Below are 19,408 nucleotides of genomic sequence, written 5' to 3' on the forward strand. Positions count from 1 at the left end.
CCCATTCCGAACCCGGAAGCTAAGCTCTTCAGCGCCGATGGTACTGCACTCGAAGGGGTGTGGGAGAGTAGGACGCCGCCGGAATTAGCGTGATAGACGAGTAGGCCCCCTCCTGTGGAGGGGGCCTACTTGCGTTTCAGGGCCGTCGCATCTGTCGGCGGGTGATCCGGGTTCTGTCACGAGCCTGTCCTGGGGCCTGAGTTCGCGGCGCCGCTCCCGCTATCGTGTACGCATCACGCACGCACCGGCCGGCAGGGAGCGCAAGCACCGCCGGCTGTCTGGGGGGACCTTGGGTGCGGCGTTCGTCTGGGGGGTTACATCAACATGCGCAGAAGTGTGCGTAAGGGCTTCGTTGTCATGGCCGGAAGCGTTCTCGCGGTCGGGATGCTGACGGCATGCCAGAACGACGACGAGGGCGGCACCGGCAACGGCGGAGTCTCGATCGACGACAAGGTCGGCATGGGTTCCGACGACGATGCCGGCCAGGCCGACACGGGCAAGGGTGACGGCGGCAAGGGGGATGGCGGCAAAGGGGGTTCGGTGCCCAAGGAGCTGGTCGGCTCCTGGCGGACCGGGTCCGGGGCGACGGTCGAGTATCAGGACGCCATCACCGGGGCGTACGCGCCGCCGAGTGGCAGCACGGGTGAGTTGACCATCAAGTCGGACGGGTCGTACACCGACAACGGCCTGTTGCAGACCACGATGTACAACTGCACGACGTCGCTGTTCGTCATGGAGGAGGGCAAGGTCTCGGTCTCCGGCGACAAGGTCACCTTCAAGCCCAGCAAGGTGAAGACGTCGATGCAGAACACCTGTAGCGAGAGCAGCAACTTCTACAACCGCGACGGTACGAAGAACACCAAGGTCGACACCTTCGAGCTGACCCAGGACACGAACGGCCCAGTGCTCCGGCTTACGGACGAGGACGGGGCGTCGAGCGACTACCGGCCCGACAAGTAGCCGTGGTTCACCCTTCGTGCGAGCCGCGGGCCGATCCGCCGTCGAACTCTTCCGACGGATCCGGCCCGCGGCTCGTTGCCGTGAGCAGCCACCAGACCATGTCGTACGTAGCAGACCGGTAGACCGCGTCCGTGGACACGACGTCGTACAGTGCGGCGTCCCGAACCCGTGTGCAGTGGCTCACGATGTGATTCACGACGTACAGGCGGTTGTCGTACGCGAAGTCGTCCGCACGTCGGCGTGCGGCCGCGGCGTGGGCCGGCCCCGAGCCCCAGGCGACCACGATGAACGGCGTTGCGGAACGCGATACTTCAGCCGCTGAGGGGACCTGGTGGAGCCGCGCCGGATTGACGGTGACGGCGTCGACCGCGTACACGCGGACGATTCCCCGTCCAGCCGGTGCTTCTGGTGCTTCCATGCCGTGCGCGCCCTTCCTAAAGTGCCGCAACCCGAGAATGACTTTCCGTATCCAAACGGTTGCTCATCGCGGTTAGGCTCGTAAGGCGCGGTGGCCTGAAACGTGCACCTTTCAGGTCGGTCGATCTTGGTGAAGGGGGATGCATGCCAAGGGTGTTGGATCCGGCGGATTCGATTGCCGCGCTGTTCGGAGCACGTGTGAAGCGTCTCCGCGAGGCACAGGGATGGACGCAGGAAGAGCTCGGCGAGCAGGTGCGTACGCACAGCACGCGCGTGAACCAGATCGAGCGCGCGACGGGCCACCGCCCGACACTGGATCTGGCGCGACGGCTGGACGACGTGCTCGGTGCGGACAACCTGCTGGTGGAGTTGTGGACGCACCTCTACAAGCAGTCGTTTCCGGACTGGTCACAGGAGTTCATGAGCTTCGCGGCTCAGGCCACGATGATCCGCGAGTACGCCGCACACGCGGTTCCGGGCTTGTTGCAGACGGAGTCGTACGCCCGTGCGTTGCTGCGCGCCGGACGATCGTGGACCAGTGAACGGCAACTTGCCGAACGCCTCGCCGCTCGTATGGACAGGCAACTCCGGCTTCAGGCCGCTGACCGTCCTGGGATGTGGGTCGTTTTGGACGAGGCCGTCCTTCGGCGTCCGGTCGGCGGTCCCGTCGTCATGCGCGAGCAACTCGCGCGTCTGTTGGCCACGGAGCACGACCCCGACATCACGGTCCAACTCCTGCTCTTTGAACAGGGTGAACATCCGGCCATGGGCGGTTCGCTCACGCTGCTGACGTTGCCGGAGGGACCGAGCGTGGCGTACACCGAAGGCGCCGACTACGGGAGATTGGTCGAGGACAAGGCGGCAGTCGAGGGCTACGCCATGACCTACGATCACGTTCGGGCGCTGGCCCTGCCACCAAGCATGTCCCTGCGCATGATCGAAACAGCGATTGAGGAGACCACACGTGCAGAACGCCGTTCACCTCGAACTGCTCGCTCCCGCATGGCGCAAGTCGAGCTACAGCAATCAGGAAGGCGGCAACTGCCTGGAGGTCGCAGGCCGCGTTTCCGGCATCGTCCCCGTCCGTGACAGCAAGGATGTCGAACGGGGTGCGATCGCCGTCCCGGCGGCGTCCTGGTTGTCGCTGACGGCTGCCCTCAAGCGGCCGTAGTCGTGGCGCGCCGGGGCCCCTGACCGGTTGATCGACTGCCGAGGTCCTACAGTGAAGGGGAACTCAGGAGGTCGGTTCCGTTGCAGGACGCGCACGCGCAGTCGCACGGGGAGGTCGGCGAGGATTCGGCGGCGGCCGGGGATCCCGGGATTTTCGGGCCCGGCTCCGTTACGTGGCAGTTGCACGCCGATCCGGCGATGTGGGTTGCGGGGGTGCGGGCGCTCTACCTTCAGGCGCTGCACCCGCGCGCGGTGCGGGGCGTGGTCCAGAATTCGGCGTTCCGGAAGGACCCGTGGGGGCGGTTGTTCCGTACTGCGGACTTTGTCGGCGTCACGACGTACGGCTCGCGCGCCGAGGCGGAGCGGGCCGGGGCGCGGGTGCGTCGGATCCACCAGTTTCTGCGAGCGACCGATCCCGAGACCGGGGTGTCGTACCGGATAGACGAGACGGCGCTGCTGCGCTGGGTGCACTGCGCCGAGGTGGTGTCGTACGTCGACGTCGTCCGGCGGTCGGGGTTGGCCTTGAGCGACAAGCAGGTCGACGCCTACCTGGCGGAACAGCGCGCGTCTGCGGTGCTGGTGGGCCTGGCGCCGGATGATGTGCCCGGGTCGGCGGCGGGGATGCGGGAGTACTTCGAGGACGTGCGTCCCGCGCTCGCGCGTTCGCCGGAGGCCGACGATGTGTGGGACTTTCTGCGGCGCCCTCCCGTGCACCCGGTGTTGTGGCTGGGCCGTGAGCTGCTGTGGCGCCAGGTGTCGGAGTTGGCGTACGGTTCGCTGCCCTCGTGGGCGCACGAGATCTACGGGCGCCGCCCGTTGCCGCCGTTCGCGGTTACCGCCGGGCTTCGGCTACTGCGGTCGACCTCGCTGGCGGTGTTGCCGGCTGCGCGGCTGGCCGGGTTCCAGTCGCCGCACATCAAGGCCGCGGTGGAGCGCCTCGGGCCGGACGCGGCTCCGGCACGGCCGGGGGTTCTGTCGGGGTTGACGGCTTCGTAGCCGGAGGCGTTCGGGGAAGTGGCGTTGCCGGCAGGGGTGTTCGGAGTCCGGGGGCGATTGCCAGGGTGACCGCGATCGACGCGGCCGCCATCACGGTCATCGCCGCGGCAGGTGAGGTGTATTGCGCGACGGTGCCGGCGATCGTCGCCCCGACGGCCTGCATTGTCAGCATGCCCGACGAGTGCAGTCCGAGGGCCTGGCCGAGGACCGGCTTGGGGGTCAGCGCGATGAGGCGTTCCTGCAACAGGAGCGTGGCCGCGTAGCCGACCGAGGCGATCGCGATCGCGGCCACCGCGAGTGGCAGCGCGGGGCGGAGCGCGAAAACGAGGTACGGCGCCGCCAACAGCAGGCGCAGGAACGGCCCGAGGCGGCGCCGCCGGTCGGGGCCGAGGAAGCGTCCCGCCGTGATGTCGCCGACGAGCATGCCGGCGGCCGCCGCGGCGAGGAGCAGCCCGGCATGGTCGGGATCGTAGGCGACGAAGACGGCCTCGCATCCGACGATCAGGCCGTTGGGGACCCACATGGCGACGTAGACGTAGCGGCGGGGGACCGAGGACCAGATCAGGGTGTTGGTACGCCACGTCTCGCGTACGGACGGCCGCCCGGCCGCCCTGGGCGCCCGTTTCCGCAGGCCGAGCAGCGCGATTGCGGCGGCGGCCACGTCGAGTGCGGCCGCGGTCAGAAGTGTGCCGCGGGCCGACAACGCGCCGACCAGGACCGCGCCGACGGCGAAACCGACGATCTGGAGGCTGCCGACGCAGATGTTGAGGACCGAGCGGCCGAGCAGGTAGCCGTTCTCCGGCAGGATCTCGGTGAGCAGACCGAGGCGTACGCCTCCGCCCACCGACGCGGCGAGGCCGAGCACGAGCAGCACCGCGAACGCGGCCCAGATCGGCAGGCCGGGGAGGGCGATGACGGCGGTGCCCACGGCGAACACCAGGGCGAGGCCGGCCGTCGTGGCGCGCGGCGGCAGCCGGTCGGCGGCCGAGAGCAGCGTCATGGCCCCGACCACCTGGGCGAAGGACGCTCCGAACATGCTGAGCGCGGACAACAGAGGGGAGCCGGTCGCGTCGTACACGAGCGTGGCCAGCGCCAGCGAGCCGATCGTCGTGGCGGCGACCTGGGCGCAGGACGTCGCGAAGAGCGGGGTGAACTCCGGGGTACGGAAGAGTTCGCGGTAGGTCTGCATGGCTCGGAGCATGCCCGGGCCGCCGCGGCGGGGCGTAATGTTTCGTCAGGAGGCGAAACATGGGGCTGTGGCTGGTGAACGCGGACACGCTGGCGGCGGGCCGGTTCGTCGTGTCGCCGCTCGCCGAGGCGACGGCCGCGCTCATGGCCTTGTCGGCGGGCAGCGCGGTGCATCCGGGCGAGCGGGCCTGGCTGGACGCGCATCTGGCGCCGTTCCGGGCGCGCGTCGCGGCCGACCCGCCGGCGGAGCGTCTGTGCGAGGTGGCGTTCGGACGGTCATGGATCGCGGACTTTCTGACCCCGTGTCCGAGCGGCGAGGCAGGGCTGACGTTCGATCAGGAGGTCCGTCGGGTAGCGGAGACGCCGCCCGAGCGAGCACGCGCGGACGCGGAAGTGGCGTACGGCCGCCCGCTCCCGCCGGACCTGCGCGGCGTGGACTTGGGCGCGGTGGCCACGGAACTCCTGTCGTGGGTATGGAAGTCGACCGTGCTGCCCGACTGGGACGCACGACGACGCGTCCTCGAGGCCGATGTCATCGCGCGCATGGGCGAGTTGAGCCGCGGGGGCTGGGCGGCCGCGCTCGACAACCTGCGCCCGGGCATGCGATGGCTGGGCGACGGGCGGCTCCAGATCAACACGCACGACTATCCGCCGCGCGAAGTGGTCGGCGCACAACTGCTGTTCGTGCCCGTCACGCCCCGCAGTGGCTGGGTTTCCTGGGACCTGCCGCACCGATACGCGATCGTCTACCCGTGTGCCGGTGCTCTCGCCGACGTGGCGGCCGGTCCGGCGTTGCCCGGCGCGATCGGCCGACTCCTCGGCGACGCCCGGGCGTCGGTGCTCCTGCTGCTGGACACTCCCAAGAGCACCACGCAGCTCGTCGCCCTCGCCGGGCAGGGCCTTGGTTCGGTCGGCGGCCACCTGAAGGTGCTGCGCGAGGCGGGCCTCGTGGGCCGCCGCCGCGTGGGCCGGTCGGTGCTCTACTTCCGCACCGAAGCCGGCGACACGCTGCTCGCGGCCCCGCCGCACGACTGATCACGTCCGCGGACCTCCCGACTCCGCCTCACGGAGGGGACGCGCGGGGGCACAGGTACTTCCGGGCGGGGGGCACAGATACGCGGGGCTCACTGGTACTTGGGGGACGGCTTCTTCATGGTGTAGTCGAGGACGCCGTGTGCCGGCGATCCGTCGCCCTCGAAGCTCCGCGTCCGGGTGTTCTCGGCTCGGAAATCGTCCGGTGCCCCCCGCGCCCCGTACAGCCACTGCGCCGGTTCTTGCACCAGCCGGGCGACGTCGATGCGGGTCGGGGGAAGGTCAGGGGAAGAGGAGAGCGGCGAGGTCGGTGACTTGCTCGCGGAGGCGTCGGCGGGTGCCGGGGCGCGACATGGCGAGGTGGTCGACGATGGCGGTCTCCAGGAGGGACCGCAGGATCCGGGCGATGCGGGTGCGGCCGGACGGGAGTTCGGGGAACATCTCGGCCAGCCAGCGCGCGATGCTCGCATCCAGGGCGATGGTCAGTCCGCCGGTCACCCCGCGGGAGAGTTCGTCACCGCGCATGCCTTCGCTGAGCAGCAGCCGCAGCACCTCGCGTTCCGCGAGGCCGGCCTGCCACAGGCGCGTCATCATCTCCACGAGCCGTTCGCGGGGCGGGAGTCCGGTGTCGACCGGCGGTGCGCCGGTGGTGAACCGGTCGGTGTACGCACGGTCCTTGACCAGCTCGCGCAGCAGGTCGGCCTTCGACGGGAAGTAGTGGTACAGCGTCGCGACGTTGAGTTCGCACGCGGTCGCGAGGTTGCGCATCGAGGTGCCCGTGAAGCCCTGCGCGCTCATGAGAGTGAGCGCGGTACGGAGTATTCGGGCACGCTGCTGGCCCGTCGCGGTGGACGCGGGGGCCGGGGGGACCGGGTCGGCAGGCTGACGTTTCATCGGTTGCCCACCCTTCCATCAAACGTTCGTTGGGGCCATACTGCTGGGCAACGTCAAGGATCTTGATCTCAGCGGCCGCCGGTCGGCCGCCGGCGAAGGGAACGGCCCGTGGCGAACGGCTTCTGGGCGCACGCGCAGGAGAACCCCGGAAAACTCGCGCTGGTCGACCCGGGAGGCCGGGAGTGGACCGCGGGGGAACTGCTCGCGGCGTCGAACCGCCTGGTGCACGGGCTGCGGTCGGCGGGCATGGCGGCGGGCGACGTGTTCAGCGTCGTACTGCCCAACGGGGCCGACTACATCGTGGCGTACCTGGCCGCGGCGCAGGCCGGCTTCTACATCGTGCCGGTCAACAACCATCTCGTGGGTCCCGAGCTGGCGTTCATCCTGGAGGACAGCGGCTCGAAGGTCGTCATCGGCCATGAGCGGTTCGCCGACGTCGTGTCGGCCGCGGCCGAGGAGGCCAAGCTGCCGCCCGAGGCGCGCTTCGCGATCGGGGAGGTCCCGGGCTTCCGGCCGATCGCCGAGCTGACCGACGGTCAGCCCGACAGCCTGCCCGAGGACCGCGGCGTGGGCATGCCGATGAACTACACGTCCGGCACCACCGGCCGCCCGCGCGGAGTGCGCCGCCCGCTGCCGGCCGGTTCGCCCGAGGACGCGCGGTACGGCGGCACGCTGCTCATCTACGGCCTGCGCCCCGGCGGCGACAACGTCCACCTGGTCGGCTCGCCGCTCTACCACACCGCCGTCCTGCAGCATGCTTCGCAGTCGCTGCACATCGGGCACTCGGTCGTCCTGATGGACAAGTGGCTCCCCGAGGAGATGCTGCGGGTCATCGAGCGGCACAAGGTCACCCATACGCACATGGTGCCGACCCAGTTCCACCGGCTCCTCCAACTGCCGGACGACGTCAAGGCCAAGTACGACGTCACCTCGCTCCGCCACGTCGTGCACAGCGCCGCGCCGTGCCCCGACCACCTCAAGCGCGGAATGATCGACTGGTGGGGCCCGGTCATCGAGGAGTACTACGCCGCGAGCGAGGGCGGCGGCACCTTCTGCACGTCGCAGGAGTGGCTGGAGCGGCCGGGCACGGTCGGCAAGGCGTGGCCGATCAGCGAGGTCGCGGTCTTCGGCGACGACGACGAGAAGCTGCCGCCCGGTGAGGTCGGCACGGTCTACATGCTCATGAAGACCGGGGCGTTCAAGTACCACAAGGACGAGGAGAAGACCCGCAAGGGCCGCATCGGCGACTGGTTCACCGTCGGCGACGTCGGGGTCATGGACGAGGACGGCTACCTGTTCCTGCGGGACCGCAAGATCGACATGATCATCTCGGGCGGGCAGAACATCTACCCCGCCGAGATCGAGGCGGCGCTGCTGCGCCACCCGGCGGTGGGGGACGTGGCGGTGTTCGGCGTACCCGACGACAACTGGGGCGAGTCGGTCAAGGCGGTCGTCGAGCCGGTCGAAGGCCGCGAGGCCGGCGACGCCCTGGCCGACGAGCTGATCGCGTTCTGCGCCGAGCAGGTGGCGAGCTACAAGCGCCCGCGCAGCGTGGACTTCGTCGCGGCGATGCCGCGCGACCCGAACGGAAAGCTGCAAAAGCGCCGGCTGCGCGACCCGTACTGGGAGGGCCGCCAGCGCGCCGTCTGAGGCGGCCCCGGGTTGCGCGGGGCGCAATTCGGGATGCTCGGACGGAAAAGGAATACACCGCCCGGTGGGACCCGGGCGGTGTATTCGCCGTTGTTCTTTCCGGCAATTCCAGGCAGCCGTGATCGGCAATGCGCGGCACCGGTGTCCTGCCAATGCGCGCGGCATTTTGCCGACATCGGGAAGGCGCGTGTACGGAAAAGGCCGGGCCCCGTTTTTTCCGGGACCCGGCCCTTTTCGCGTGGCGCCGGCCGACCTCGGGGGTCGGCGGCAACCGCCGGCAACTATTCGGTGCAGACCGACAGCGCCCACGGCAGGTCCGGCTTGCCGGTCGGGGTGCGTCGCGTCTCCTCGACGAGGCGCAGTACGCGCGGCACCTTGTACCCGGCGATCTTGGTCCGGCAGTGCTCCTGGATGCCCTCGAGCGTCGGCTCCCGGCCCTCGCGCGGCTGCACGACCACCGCGACGGTCTGGCCCCAGCGCTCGTGCGGGACACCGACCACGATGGCGTCGTAGACGTCCGGGTGGTCCTTGACGGCGCCCTCGACCTCCTCGGTGAAGATCTTCTCGCCGCCGGAGTTGATGGTCGCCGAGCCGCGCCCGAGCAGCGTGATCAGGCCGTCGCCGTCCAGGCGCGCGTAGTCGCCGGGCACGACGTACCGCGTGCCGTCGGGGGCCGTGCGGAACACCTCCGCGCTCTTGACCGGGTCGCCGAGGTAGCCGAGCGGGATGTTGCCCTTGCGGCCGAGGCGGCCGATCACACCGATCGGCAGCGGGTTGAGGTCGTCGTCCAGCACGACCGAGTCGGGCACCGCCTTGATGGTGATGCCGCCGCCGTCGGGCGCGGTCTGGCCCTTCACCGCGACGCCCACGCCGTTCGCGCCGGACTCGGACGCGCCCACCGCGTCCGAGACGATGACGCCGAGGCGCTCCATGAACGCGTCCTTCAGCGTGGGCGAGAAGAGCGCGGCGCTCGACGCCACCGCAAACAGCGAGGACAGGTCGTACGACCCCTCCGCCCCGTCCGCGCGCGGCTCGTCGACCGCCTCGATCAGCGGACGCGCCATCGCGTCGCCCGTGATCATGATGACGTTGACCTTCTCCTCCTCGACGGCCTTCCACACGCCGTGTGCGTCGAACTTGTCGATCAGCACGATGCGCTGACCCTTCGACAGGTTCTGGAGCACGCCCCACTGGGTGGCCCCGTGCATCAGCGGCGCGATCGGGAAGAACGTCCCGCCGCCGTTGCGGCCCTTCTCGGCCAGGTCCTCGGGGCGGTCGACGCGCTCGCCGTTGGTCGGGTCGATGCCGCCGCCGAGCGCGAAGATGACGTCCTCCTGACGCCACATCACGCCCTTGGGCATGCCCGTCGTGCCGCCGGTGAACAGCAGGTAGATGTCGTCGCCGGAGCGCGGCCCGAAGTCGCGCTCGGGGGAGCCGGACGCGACCGCCTCCTCGTACGGGACCGCGCCGAGCGCGCCGGTGTCCACGTCTGTGCCGTCCTCGACGACGATCAGGTGGCGCAGCGACGGGACCTTGGGCGCGACCTCGCCGACCCGGTCGGCGAACTGCCGCTGGAAGACCATGGCGACCGGCTTCGCCTGGTCGAGCAGGTACGCCAGCTCCTCGGCGACGTACCGGAAGTTCACGTTGATGCAGACGCCGCGGATCTTGTAGATCGCGAGCATCGCCTCCGCCCACTCCACGATGTTGTAGGCGTAGACCGCGACATGGTCGCCCGGCGCGACGCCGGCGTCCGCGAGATGGTGGGCGAGGCGATTCGCACGCTCTTCCAATTCGGAGTATGTGCGCCGCTCGCCGTTCGCTACGACTGCCTCGCGGTCGGGGTATTGCTCAACCGCGTGCTCGAAGAGGTCGGCAAGGTTGAATTCCATGGCCGGAGCGTAAGGTGCGAGGGCGCGTGAATTCCATAGTGTGACGGATTTACTGTGCGCCGGGTCTTGTGACTCTCTCGACCGCCCTGCACCCTTGACTCAGACAATGATCGTCTTTCCTGTGCCAAATCGGTACGGGGTCGTACAAGGAGGGGCTTTGGCCGCCAATCCGCATCTTCTGGTCGAACGCCGTGACGGCACGCTGCTGGTCACGCTGAACCGCCCGGAGGCGAAGAACGCGTTCTCCCTGCCGATGCTGGTCGGCCTGTACGACGCGTGGCTGGAGGCCGACGCCGACGACGACATCCACTCGATCGTGCTCACCGGCGCGGGCGGCGTGTTCTGCGCGGGCATGGACCTCAAGGCCCTCGCCGGAGCCGACATGGCCGACGGCGACACCGCCGTCTACCGCGAGCGCATGGCCGCCGACAAGGACCTGCACTGGAAGGCGATGCTGCGCCACCACCGCCCCCGCAAGCCGCTGATCGCCGCGGTCGAGGGGTTCTGCGTCGCGGGCGGCACCGAGATCCTCCAGGGCACCGACATCCGGGTGGCCGGCGACACCGCGGTCTTCGCCATCGCCGAGGTGCAGCGCGGCCTGTTCCCGCTCGGCGGCTCGACGGTGCGCCTGCAGCGCCAGATCGGCTACACCAACGCCATGGAGATGCTCCTCACCGGCCGCCGCTACACCGCGGAGGAGGCCCGCGAGATCGGCCTCATCGGCCGGGTCGTCCCAGCGGGCACCGCGGTGGACGCGGCTCTGGAGATCGCCGCGATCATCAACGGCAACGGCCCGCTCGCGGTCGAGGCGGTCAAGCGCTCGATCATCGAGACCGCGGACCTGTCGGAGGAGGACGCCCTCAAGCGCGAACTGGAGATCGGCCAGCCGATCTTCGCGACCGCCGACGCGAAGGAAGGCCCCACCGCGTTCGCGCAGAAGCGCAAGCCGGTCTTCCGCCGCGCGTAGCCCCCGTGGCGGCAGGCGCGGGCGTCTGCGCCGAGCCGCGCGCGGAGGGACACTGGAGGCAGCGGCGCCGCACCCGGCGGGCCGGGCGCGGTCGGGCCGCTGGAGGTTTCCATGCCTGACACCGAGGCACGTGGTGCCGTGGCCGGCTCCGAAGCCCGGCACGAGCACCACGAAGTGCACTCGCCCCCGCGTGTGGTGGTGAGGGGCAGTGACATCCACCCCTCCGACGCCGACCTGACGTCCGAGCAGACCGCCCACGCGTACGAGACGTCGCAGGCCGAAGGGGACCGCGGCGACGACTGACCGGCACCCCGGAACAACGGAAGCCGCCGTCCCCGCCGCCGCAACAGGCGGTGGAGACTGCGGCTTCCGCGCCCGTCGGGAGCTTGAGGAAACGATCTAGTGGCGCGTCGGCTCGTGGCGTCGCTCGTCCGCCGACGCACGTCCCACGTCGGCCGCCGCCGCGTCGTCGCGGCCGCCGACCCCGGGCCGGTGCCGCGGCAGCAGCAGCGCCGCCACCGGACCGATCAGCGACCCCACCGCGACCACCGTCACCGCGGTCCGGATCCCGCCCACCGACACCAGCACCGCCAGGCCCACCCCGGAGCCGAACTGCAAGGCGGTGGAGGCCAGCCCGGACGCGGCCCCCTGCTCGGCGTCGGCCACCCCGGAGGCCGCGGCGACCCACATCGTGGTGAACACGATGCCCGTGCCGAGCCCGAAGCCGACGATGCCGGGCAGCAGTCCGGCGTAGGACGCATCCTCGGTCATCCCCGCCGCCAGCAGCGCCGCCCCGGCCGAGGCCACCGCGAACCCCGCCATCAGCGTGCGGCGCACCCCCAGCCGCCCGGCCAGGCGCTCTCCCACGAGGTTGCCCGCCGTGATGGACAGCGTCGGCCCGAGGAACGCGACCCCCGTACGCATCGCCGAGTAGCCCATCTCCTGCTGGAACCACAAGGTCAGGAAGAACGGCACCGCCTGGATCGTCAGCCCGAACGCCAGGATCACGCCGGTGGCCGCGGTCAGGCTCCGCTGCCGGAACAGGCGCAGCGGCAGCAGCGGGTCGGGTGTCCGCGCCTCCACCGCCACGAAGCCGGCCAGCAGCAGCACCGCGACCCCCGCGGCACCCGCCACCCGGGCATCGGCCCACCCCCACTCGGGGCCCTGCGCGATCGCGAACACCAGCAGCGTCAGGCCCACGGTGCCGGTCAGCGCCCCCGGGAAGTCGAACCCCTTCCGTCCGACCGCTTCGCCGCCGTCTCGCCCGACCGCCGCCGCGTCGCGCGGCAGCAGGCCGAAAGCCGCCACGCCGGCGAGCACCACCAGCGGAACGTTCACGTAGAACACCGCCTCCCACCCCAGCGCGCTGGTCAGTACGCCGCCGAGCAGCGCCCCCAGACTCAGTCCGCCCGCTCCCGACACCGCCCACACGGTCAGCGCCCGGGTCCGCGAAGGCCCTTCCGCGAACAGCGTGTTGACGAGCGACAGCGTCGCCGGGAACAGCACCGCGCCGCCGATGCCCTGCACGGCGCGCGCACCGATCAGCAGGCCCGGCGCGGTGGCGAGGCCGCCGAGCATCGAGCCGACCCCGTACAGCGCCATGCCGGCCACGAACATCCGGCGCCTGCCCAGGAGATCGGCGAGGCGGCCGCCGAGGAGGAGCAGGCCGCCGTAGACGACGGCGTACGAGCTGACGACCCATTGCAGGGAGCGGTCGGAGAAGCCGACGTCCGCGGCGATCTCGGGCAGCGCGACGTACACGACCGTGAAGTCGAGCGCCGTGACCAGGCCCGCGAGAGCGAGCAGCGCGAGTGTCCAGGCGGGGCGTGCGACATGCGGCGGCATGGCCGACCTCCGGTCGGGAGGCCTCCGGGGAGGCGGGGGGTCTGTACGCCGTCCAGCCTGTGCGGACCCTCGCGCCGCACCCAGGCCCCGGCTTTGCCTACGCACCGCGTGATCACCCTCGCGCCGACTGCGGTTATCGTCGCAGGGTGGACACACGTGTCGAACTGAGCGAGTTCCTGAAGTCGCGCCGGGCACGTCTGACCCCGCAGGACGTCGGGCTGCGGGCGTACGGCGGCCGCCGCCGCGTGGTGGGCTTGCGCCGCGAGGAACTGGCCGGTCTCGCGGGCGTCAGCGTCGCGCACTACACGCGCCTCGAACAGGGCCGGTCCGACAGCGTCTCGGCGGAGGTGCTGACCGCGATCGGCACGGCGCTGCGGTTGGACGACGACGAGCGGACGTACCTGAGTCAGCTCGCCCGGCCCGACGCCCGCACGTGTCCGGAGACGGCCGTGCCGCCGCGCCCGGGTCTACGGCACCTGGTGGCGTCCTTCGGCGCGACGCCGGCCATCCTCGTCGGCCGGCACACCGAGATCGTCGCCTGGAACCCCGTCGCGGCGGCGCTGTTCGGCGACTTCGCGGCCATGCCGGAAGGCGAGCGCAGCATCTCGGACCTGATCTTCCGTCACCCGCACATCCGCGAACTGCACGGCGACGGCTGGGTGCACACCGCACTCGAACACGCGGCACACCTGCGGGTGTTGGCCGCGTGCTACCGCGGCGACAAGCGCCTCGCCGCGCACATCGAGCGCCTGCGCGCGGCCAGCCCGGACTTCGCGCGCATGTGGGCGGCGCATCCCGTGGCGCGCGCGGCCCACCGGTTCTACCGGCTGAACCATCCCGTCGTCGGCGAACTGGAGTTGTACGGCGAGTTGTTGACGTTGCCGGGCGACCCCGAGTACAGCGGCCTGGACCTGTTCGCCGCCGAGCCGGGTTCGGCGTCCGAGCGGGCCCTGCGCCGCTTGGCGGCGGCCTGACCGCCGGACCGTCCCAGCGCTCGATCGGTCAGCGGTACTCGCGCAGTCGCGGCCGTACGCCCGCCAGCACCAGCAGCACGCCGACCCCGAGCACCAGCGGAGGCGCCCAGCGCCAGCCCGCGAGTGCGTCCCGGCCCGCGTCGATCCGGCCGGTGAAGTCGTCGTGGTGGGACTTCGCGGTGGAGTCGAGCACGCTCTGGTAGTCGTAGAACTCGAACGCCAGGTTGCCGCGCCCCACGTTGGTCGCCATGCCGACCGCCGCGTCCCGGCGTCCGCTTTCGACGGCGGCGACCAGCGCCGCGTCGTCGCGCCGGAACGCCGCCAGCCGTGCGGCCAGGCCCGGTTCGGTCGACGTCGGCACCAGCAGCGCCGCCTTCTCGTTGAACTGCGCGCGGTAGTGGCCCGCTCGCTCCGGGAGCATCAGGTAGCGGCTCTCGTCGGCGTTCGCGTCCGAGGCGACCGCGCGCGTGCGGGCCAGTGCGGCGAACGGGTCGAACGCCTCGGCCTTCGCGTCGCGCACCCGGTCGCCGTGGTCGAGCAGCAGGCTCGCCCCGAGTCCGGTGAGCACCGCGACGAGCACGGTGGCGGCGACCAGGAACGGGTTGAACACGCGCCGGAAGCGCCGGGTGATGCGGACCTGCACGACCAGCAGCGCGAGCACCGCGGCGCCGCCGAAGGCGACGATCGCCAGCGCGGCCGCGCGTGCGGTGTTCCGGCCGTCGTCGGCGGAGTCGGCGAGCCCGTTCTCGGCGGTACGCCCGAGCAGGTCCGCGGCCGGCAGCAGGTCCTGGTGCATCAGCGCGGTGGCCGAAAGGTAGAAGCCCGTGGCGTTGGCGGGCGGGCGCGCGACCGGGCGTTCGAGCACCAGGTCGTCGGCGAACCGGGCCTGGGCCGTCAGAGCGTCGTAGGTGGCGAGGTCGGCGAGCAGTCGGCGCGCGGTGCCCTCGCCCGCCGGGTCGAGGCCGCGGTCCAGGAGGGTCTGCAGCGCGGCGGTGACGGCCGCGCGGTCCTGCCGCAGCTGGCGCAGCGCGGACTGCTTGTTGCCAATCTGCTCGTCGTGGCCGATCAGCAGGACGTTGGCGACCTGTGCGTCCATGTCGGCCAGCGCGTAGTAGAGGTCGGCGGCGGTCGCGGCCTGTGGCGCGGTCCCGCTGCCGATGGTGTGGAGGTTGTCGCGGGCGGCGGCGACGCCGACGACGAGTGCGGCCAGGAGCCCGGCGACGAGGGCCAGGACGACGCCGGTGGCGGCGCGGAGCCGGGTCGGGACCGACGAGCGGCGCCGGGGCGACGGTGTGTCGGGGCGGTTGGCCGCGGGCGGCGCCGATCCGGGCGCCGGAGGTGTGGGCCGGGGTATGGCCCGGGTGCTCGGGGCCGCCGGGGCGACCACGGATGCTGTCATGGACGCACGCTAGGTGACCGGCTGGACACGTGGCACAAGGTGAGATTGCGCCGAGGCGAAACACGGATGAACTCCCGGCGCGGGCACCCGGGTTGCGGGTACCTTGCCGAGGCCCGGGCCCGCGATGCGGGCCTTTGACGCAGGCCCGCGGATCACCGGCCGCGGGTCACCGCCGCGGTGCGCGCCTGCGGTTCACACCTGCGGTTCACGCCTGCGATACGGGCCCGCCGTGCGGGCCCCGGATCAGAGCCGCGGCCGGGCCGTGGCTCAGGCCGCCGCGGCGCAGGGCGCGTGCGGCTCGGCCCGGTACGGCGCCCCGTGGCTGGTCACCAGGTGCGCGGGCCCCTCTTCGGCGCCGGCGGACGGGATCTGGCGCGGCACGCGCGCCAGGGCGGCCACGTACGGCTCACCGCACGCGCCGCACAGCACGGGGGAGGCGACCGGGGCGTAGCGGTCGAGCGTGCGCAGCAGGCTTCGGGCGAAGCGCAGCGCGGTGGCGAACGAGGCCGAGGCGGCCTCGTGGTCGCGGGCGCCGTGCGCGTTCGCGGCGTCCCGCAGGGACCGGGCCAGGTAGCACAGGCTGGCGCGCGGGAACGGCGGAGCGGCGGCGGCGAGGTCGTCGGCCTGGCCTGCCACGATGCCGGCCCAGCCGGGGAAGGCGGGGTGGCGTACGGCGGACCCCGAACGCTGCGCGATGACGGTGCCGGCCAGTTTGCGCGCGGCGGCGGCGCATTCGGGGGTCAGATCCTTGCGGTCGAGATCCATGTCCGGCTCCCAGGGCTCTTCGGACGGACGGTGTGGCGGGCGGCTCGGGACGAATCCGCCTAGACAGGATGCGGCCATCTTGGCGTCAAACGCGAAGAAAGATGACCTATGTCACACCTAAAAATCCAAAAATGACCGAGATCGGAGGTTTGCGCTGCCTGGCGTAAAGGGCAAACCGGACGTTTTTTGGCCTGGTCACGCGGCAGATGCCACGCCTCTTCCAGCTGCACGGAACATCTGTTACTTATGCCCCCGGATCGCCTGCAGGCGCGTCCGCAACCTGCGGAGACGCGCGGAGACGACATGTCGGAAGGAGGGGTGCCGCGGTGCCCAGCTGGCTCCCGGAGAGCGCCGAAGGTCTTACCGAACTCGACGGCGCGTTCGGCCTGCGCCCTGCGCTCCACACCCGCTATCGGGACTACGTGACCCGCCTGTGGTCGCCCGGTGTGCTCGACCCCGTACTCACCGAGCTCGTCCGCCTGCGCATTGCCGGGCTGCACGAGTGCTCCGTCGAGCAGGCCGCCCGCACTCGCGCCGCGGTGCACGCTGGCCTCGACGAGGCACGCATCGCGCGCCTGGAGTTCGGCTCGGGCGACGCCGCCTTCACGCCGACCGAGTCCGCGTGCCTGTTGTTCGCCGAACAGTTCGTGCTGGCCCCGGAGTCGGTCACGGACGACGACCGCAAGGTGCTGACCGGGTTCGTCGGCGAGAAGGGCCTCGTCGGCCTCGCGATGGCCTGCGCGGTGTACGACGGCTTCGACCGCTTCCAGGTCGTGCTGGGCACCCAGGACACCGACCCGGACCTGCCGTACCCCGTCCTGGTCAACCCGCCCGGCCTCGACCCCGACGCGCCCGCCGAGCCGCCCGGGTTCGACCCGGGCAACGCCATTGCCGGGAGCCCGCTCGCCCTGCAGCCCGACCTGCTGGCGTCCTTCCTGCGCATGTACGGGACGTTGTGGTGGGACGGCGTCGTCGACCATCCGACCAAGGAGGTCGCCCGACTGCGCAACGCGCGCGTCATCGGCTGCCGGTACTGCCGCAACGTACGTTTCGCGCAGGCGCGCGAGGACGGGCTCGGCGAGGACCTGGTCGAGCTGATCGAGGACGGCTTCGAGGAGAGTGCCCTGGAGGAGCGCCACAAGGTCGTCATCCGGTTCACCGACTTCTTCCTCGGCGACCCGCACGGCATGGCCACCGACCGGGCCGCCGACCTGCGCGACGACCTGCTCGCCGCGTTCGGTCCGGACGGCACCGTGGAGCTGGCCGCGGCCCTCGCGCTGTTCATGGGCTTCGCCAAGATCGCGGTGACGCTGGGCAGTGTGCCGGCCGATTTTCCGACCATGGTGATACCCACCCCCGGCGGGTGAATCCGCAGGCGGGCGCCACGTGGTGGTGACCCTCGGAGGGCACGAGCAGGAACGGCGGCGGGCCCGTGAAACCCGTGCGGACCCGCCGCCGACGAACCGTACGATTCGGTGCGCGAAGGGCTGTTGCGCCCCGATCTTCTTGTGTAACGTTGCCCGCGGTTGCAAGCAGTAGAAGTAGTTCCCTCGCAAGACCGACGCCTGCGGACTCGACTGCCGTAGGCGTTTTTCCATCCCGGAGTACTTCGCGGGGAGTGGGACCACTCGACGTAAGCGACCCGGACGTCGCGCAGTGCGGCGGCTGAGGTTTTCATGAAGGAAGAAGACATGGCCACCGGTACGGTCAAGTGGTTCAACGCGGACAAGGGCTACGGCTTCATTCAGCAGGATGACGGCCAGGCCGACGTTTTCGTGCACTTCTCGGCGATCCAGACGAGCGGCTACCGCACGCTGGAAGAGAACCAGCGCGTCGAGTTCGAGGTCACGCAGGGCCAGAAGGGCCCGCAGGCCGAGCAGGTCCGCCCGCTCTGATTGCCCGCGCCCCGGCCCTCGGCCGGTCGGCTGTGACTTCGGTTTTGCGCGACTCGGAATAGCGCGAGCTGAGTACGACGAGAGGGCCCGCCCCCTGCCCGGGGCGGGCCCTCTCGTCGAACCCTTCGGCGCCGTACGGCGGATGGCGCCGTGTCAGGCCACCACACCCGCCGCCCGCAGCGCGGCCACCCGGTCCGCCATCCCGATCTCGGCCAGCACCTCGTCGGTGTGCTCGCCGAGCACCGGCGACGGCGCGCCGAGCGCGGCGGGCGTGCCCGCGAACTGCGCCGGGTGCCGCGGCAGTCGGACCCGGCCCGCCTTGGCGTGCGTGCTCTCCTCGAACAGCCCGATCGCCACCGCGTGCGGGTCGTCCGGCAGTTCGGCCGGTGAGAGCACCCGCCCGCAGGGCACCCGCTGTTCCTCCAGGAGCGCCATCGCGGCGCCGACCTCCATCGACAGCGCCGCGGTGTAGCAGCGCTGCACGAACTCGGACGTCAACTCGCGGTTCTTCATGCGCTCGCCGATGGTCGCCACCCGCGGATCGTCGTGCCCTTGCACGCCGAACGCCCGGCACATGCCCGCGAAATCGGCGTCGGAGGTCGGCGCGACCACCGCCCAGCCGTCCTTGAAGCGGATCGGCTTGAGCGTCTTGTTGAAACTCGAGTTCTGCGTCCCGTCGCTGTCCAACAGCACCTCGTTGCCCGTCGCGTCGACCCACAGGAACGACGTGACGGCGTCCAGCATGGACAGCTCGACGTGCTGCCCGCCCTGCCCCCGCTCGCGCGCGAACAGCGCCGCCGTGACGGCCTGCGAGGCGGTCAGGGCGGTCACCTTGTCGGCGGCGGACTGCCGGAGGAACACCGGCTGTTCCGGCTCACCGGGGGCGGGCACGTCGGCCTGGTTGACGGCAAGTCCGGCGTACGCCTGGATCACCGGGTCGTACGCCGACTTGCCCGCGTACGGCCCCTCGGGCCCGAAGCCGGACAACGACACGTAGACGAGGTCGTCGCGCCCCGCCGACAGGTCCGCGTAGCCGATGCCCAGCCGGTCCACCACGCCAGGGCGGAAGTTCTGCACCACGACGTCGCACGTCGCGGCGATGGCCCGCACCACGTCCCGGCCTTCCGGGGTGTGCACGTCCACGACGATCGAGCGCTTGCCGCGGTTGCAGGAGGCGAACAGCGCGCTGGTGCCGCCGATGGCGACGCCGACCCACCGTGCGATGTCGCCGATGCCCGGGCGCTCCACCTTGATGACCTCGGCGCCCTGGTCGGCCAGCAGGGCCACGGCGTACGGCCCGGTGGCGGCGATCGACAGGTCGAGGATGCGGATGCCCCGAAGCGGGCCGGTCTCACTCATGAGCT

At 71.1% G+C, this 19,408-nt stretch carries 19 protein-coding genes and 1 rRNA gene; 12 read left to right on the forward strand and 8 right to left on the reverse strand.

Annotation, left to right across the window (positions count from 1 at the left end; translation table 11 throughout):
• Nucleotides 1-84 (forward strand): 5S ribosomal RNA (gene rrf / locus AB0C36_RS43285); the annotation flags it as partial.
• Between the two features lie 273 nt (nucleotides 85-357).
• Entirely contained in the window at nucleotides 358-960 is a 603-nt protein-coding gene (locus tag AB0C36_RS31825) for a hypothetical protein (RefSeq protein WP_358360915.1), read from the forward strand.
• A 7-nt stretch (nucleotides 961-967) separates the two neighbouring features.
• Here the strand turns inward: AB0C36_RS31825 and AB0C36_RS31830 are convergent, their stop codons facing one another.
• Nucleotides 968-1,336 (reverse strand): hypothetical protein, encoded by a 369-nt coding sequence (locus AB0C36_RS31830; RefSeq protein ID WP_358360917.1) that lies wholly within the window; start codon nucleotides 1,334-1,336, stop codon nucleotides 968-970.
• Nucleotides 1,337-1,521: 185 nt separating this feature from the next.
• Here AB0C36_RS31830 and AB0C36_RS31835 point away from each other — a divergent pair, with 185 nt between their 5' ends.
• The 3 genes from AB0C36_RS31835 (at nucleotide 1,522) to AB0C36_RS31845 (ending at nucleotide 3,543) form a co-directional block, all read left to right on the forward strand.
• Nucleotides 1,522-2,466 carry a helix-turn-helix domain-containing protein gene (locus AB0C36_RS31835; RefSeq protein WP_358360920.1) on the forward strand — a complete coding sequence of 315 codons (945 nt, stop codon included), beginning with the start codon at nucleotides 1,522-1,524 and terminating at the stop codon, nucleotides 2,464-2,466.
• On the forward strand, nucleotides 2,423-2,548 hold the full coding sequence (locus AB0C36_RS31840; RefSeq protein ID WP_358360974.1) for a DUF397 domain-containing protein: 126 nt from the start codon (nucleotides 2,423-2,425) through the stop codon (nucleotides 2,546-2,548). The genes AB0C36_RS31835 and AB0C36_RS31840 overlap by 44 nt, the downstream gene beginning before the upstream one ends.
• An 80-nt stretch (nucleotides 2,549-2,628) precedes the next feature.
• Nucleotides 2,629-3,543 carry an oxygenase MpaB family protein gene (locus tag AB0C36_RS31845; protein WP_358360923.1) on the forward strand — a complete coding sequence of 305 codons (915 nt, stop codon included), beginning with the start codon at nucleotides 2,629-2,631 and terminating at the stop codon, nucleotides 3,541-3,543.
• On the opposite strand, the gene AB0C36_RS31850 is transcribed toward AB0C36_RS31845, so the two are convergent.
• Nucleotides 3,464-4,732 carry an MFS transporter gene (locus AB0C36_RS31850; RefSeq protein ID WP_358360927.1) on the reverse strand — a complete coding sequence of 423 codons (1,269 nt, stop codon included), beginning with the start codon at nucleotides 4,730-4,732 and terminating at the stop codon, nucleotides 3,464-3,466. The two genes, AB0C36_RS31845 and AB0C36_RS31850, sit on opposite strands and share 80 nt — an antisense overlap.
• Before the next feature lie 59 nt (nucleotides 4,733-4,791).
• Here AB0C36_RS31850 and AB0C36_RS31855 point away from each other — a divergent pair, with 59 nt between their 5' ends.
• The gene (locus tag AB0C36_RS31855) at nucleotides 4,792-5,766 is read left to right on the forward strand and encodes an ArsR/SmtB family transcription factor (RefSeq protein ID WP_358360929.1); all 975 of its coding nucleotides are present in this window, start codon (nucleotides 4,792-4,794) and stop codon (nucleotides 5,764-5,766) included.
• A gap of 279 nt (nucleotides 5,767-6,045) precedes the next feature.
• Here the strand turns inward: AB0C36_RS31855 and AB0C36_RS31860 are convergent, their stop codons facing one another.
• Complete coding sequence (locus AB0C36_RS31860) at nucleotides 6,046-6,657, reverse strand: TetR/AcrR family transcriptional regulator (protein ID WP_358360932.1); 612 nt, start codon at nucleotides 6,655-6,657, stop codon at nucleotides 6,046-6,048.
• Nucleotides 6,658-6,765: 108 nt separating this feature from the next.
• On the opposite strand from AB0C36_RS31860, the gene AB0C36_RS31865 reads away from it, so the two are divergent.
• Complete coding sequence (locus AB0C36_RS31865; RefSeq protein ID WP_358360934.1) at nucleotides 6,766-8,307, forward strand: acyl-CoA synthetase; 1,542 nt, start codon at nucleotides 6,766-6,768, stop codon at nucleotides 8,305-8,307.
• Between the two features lie 281 nt (nucleotides 8,308-8,588).
• On the opposite strand, the gene AB0C36_RS31870 is transcribed toward AB0C36_RS31865, so the two are convergent.
• A complete protein-coding gene (locus AB0C36_RS31870) occupies nucleotides 8,589-10,199 on the reverse strand; it encodes an acyl-CoA synthetase (RefSeq protein ID WP_358360936.1) in 1,611 nt (536 codons plus the stop codon).
• A gap of 157 nt (nucleotides 10,200-10,356) precedes the next feature.
• On the opposite strand from AB0C36_RS31870, the gene AB0C36_RS31875 reads away from it, so the two are divergent.
• The gene (locus AB0C36_RS31875) at nucleotides 10,357-11,166 is read left to right on the forward strand and encodes a crotonase/enoyl-CoA hydratase family protein (RefSeq protein WP_358360938.1); all 810 of its coding nucleotides are present in this window, start codon (nucleotides 10,357-10,359) and stop codon (nucleotides 11,164-11,166) included.
• Between the two features lie 111 nt (nucleotides 11,167-11,277).
• On the forward strand, nucleotides 11,278-11,469 hold the full coding sequence (locus tag AB0C36_RS31880; RefSeq protein WP_358360940.1) for a hypothetical protein: 192 nt from the start codon (nucleotides 11,278-11,280) through the stop codon (nucleotides 11,467-11,469).
• A 96-nt stretch (nucleotides 11,470-11,565) separates the two neighbouring features.
• Here AB0C36_RS31880 and AB0C36_RS31885 read toward each other — a convergent pair whose 3' ends face one another.
• Nucleotides 11,566-13,011, reverse strand: coding sequence for an MFS transporter (locus AB0C36_RS31885; RefSeq protein ID WP_358360942.1), 1,446 nt, complete (start codon nucleotides 13,009-13,011; stop codon nucleotides 11,566-11,568).
• A 146-nt stretch (nucleotides 13,012-13,157) separates the two neighbouring features.
• Between AB0C36_RS31885 and AB0C36_RS31890 the strand changes: the two genes are divergently transcribed.
• Entirely contained in the window at nucleotides 13,158-13,985 is an 828-nt protein-coding gene (locus AB0C36_RS31890) for a helix-turn-helix domain-containing protein (protein ID WP_358360944.1), read from the forward strand.
• A 28-nt stretch (nucleotides 13,986-14,013) separates the two neighbouring features.
• On the opposite strand, the gene AB0C36_RS31895 is transcribed toward AB0C36_RS31890, so the two are convergent.
• On the reverse strand, nucleotides 14,014-15,384 hold the full coding sequence (locus AB0C36_RS31895; protein WP_358360946.1) for a GlnX family signal transduction membrane protein: 1,371 nt from the start codon (nucleotides 15,382-15,384) through the stop codon (nucleotides 14,014-14,016).
• 267 nt (nucleotides 15,385-15,651) lie between these two features.
• A complete protein-coding gene (locus AB0C36_RS31900) occupies nucleotides 15,652-16,149 on the reverse strand; it encodes a hypothetical protein (RefSeq protein ID WP_358360948.1) in 498 nt (165 codons plus the stop codon).
• A gap of 326 nt (nucleotides 16,150-16,475) precedes the next feature.
• Here AB0C36_RS31900 and AB0C36_RS31905 point away from each other — a divergent pair, with 326 nt between their 5' ends.
• Both AB0C36_RS31905 and AB0C36_RS31910 read left to right on the forward strand, forming a co-directional pair.
• Entirely contained in the window at nucleotides 16,476-17,516 is a 1,041-nt protein-coding gene (locus AB0C36_RS31905; RefSeq protein WP_358360951.1) for a carboxymuconolactone decarboxylase family protein, read from the forward strand.
• 324 nt (nucleotides 17,517-17,840) lie between these two features.
• On the forward strand, nucleotides 17,841-18,044 hold the full coding sequence (locus tag AB0C36_RS31910; protein ID WP_358360953.1) for a cold-shock protein: 204 nt from the start codon (nucleotides 17,841-17,843) through the stop codon (nucleotides 18,042-18,044).
• Nucleotides 18,045-18,197: 153 nt separating this feature from the next.
• On the opposite strand, the gene AB0C36_RS31915 is transcribed toward AB0C36_RS31910, so the two are convergent.
• Nucleotides 18,198-19,403 carry a CaiB/BaiF CoA transferase family protein gene (locus AB0C36_RS31915; protein WP_358360955.1) on the reverse strand — a complete coding sequence of 402 codons (1,206 nt, stop codon included), beginning with the start codon at nucleotides 19,401-19,403 and terminating at the stop codon, nucleotides 18,198-18,200.
• Between the last annotated feature and the right edge of the window lie 5 nt (nucleotides 19,404-19,408).

Source organism: Streptodolium elevatio (assembly GCF_040649515.1).
In the GTDB taxonomy this organism is placed as follows: Bacteria; Actinomycetota; Actinomycetes; order Streptomycetales; family Streptomycetaceae; genus Yinghuangia; species Yinghuangia elevatio.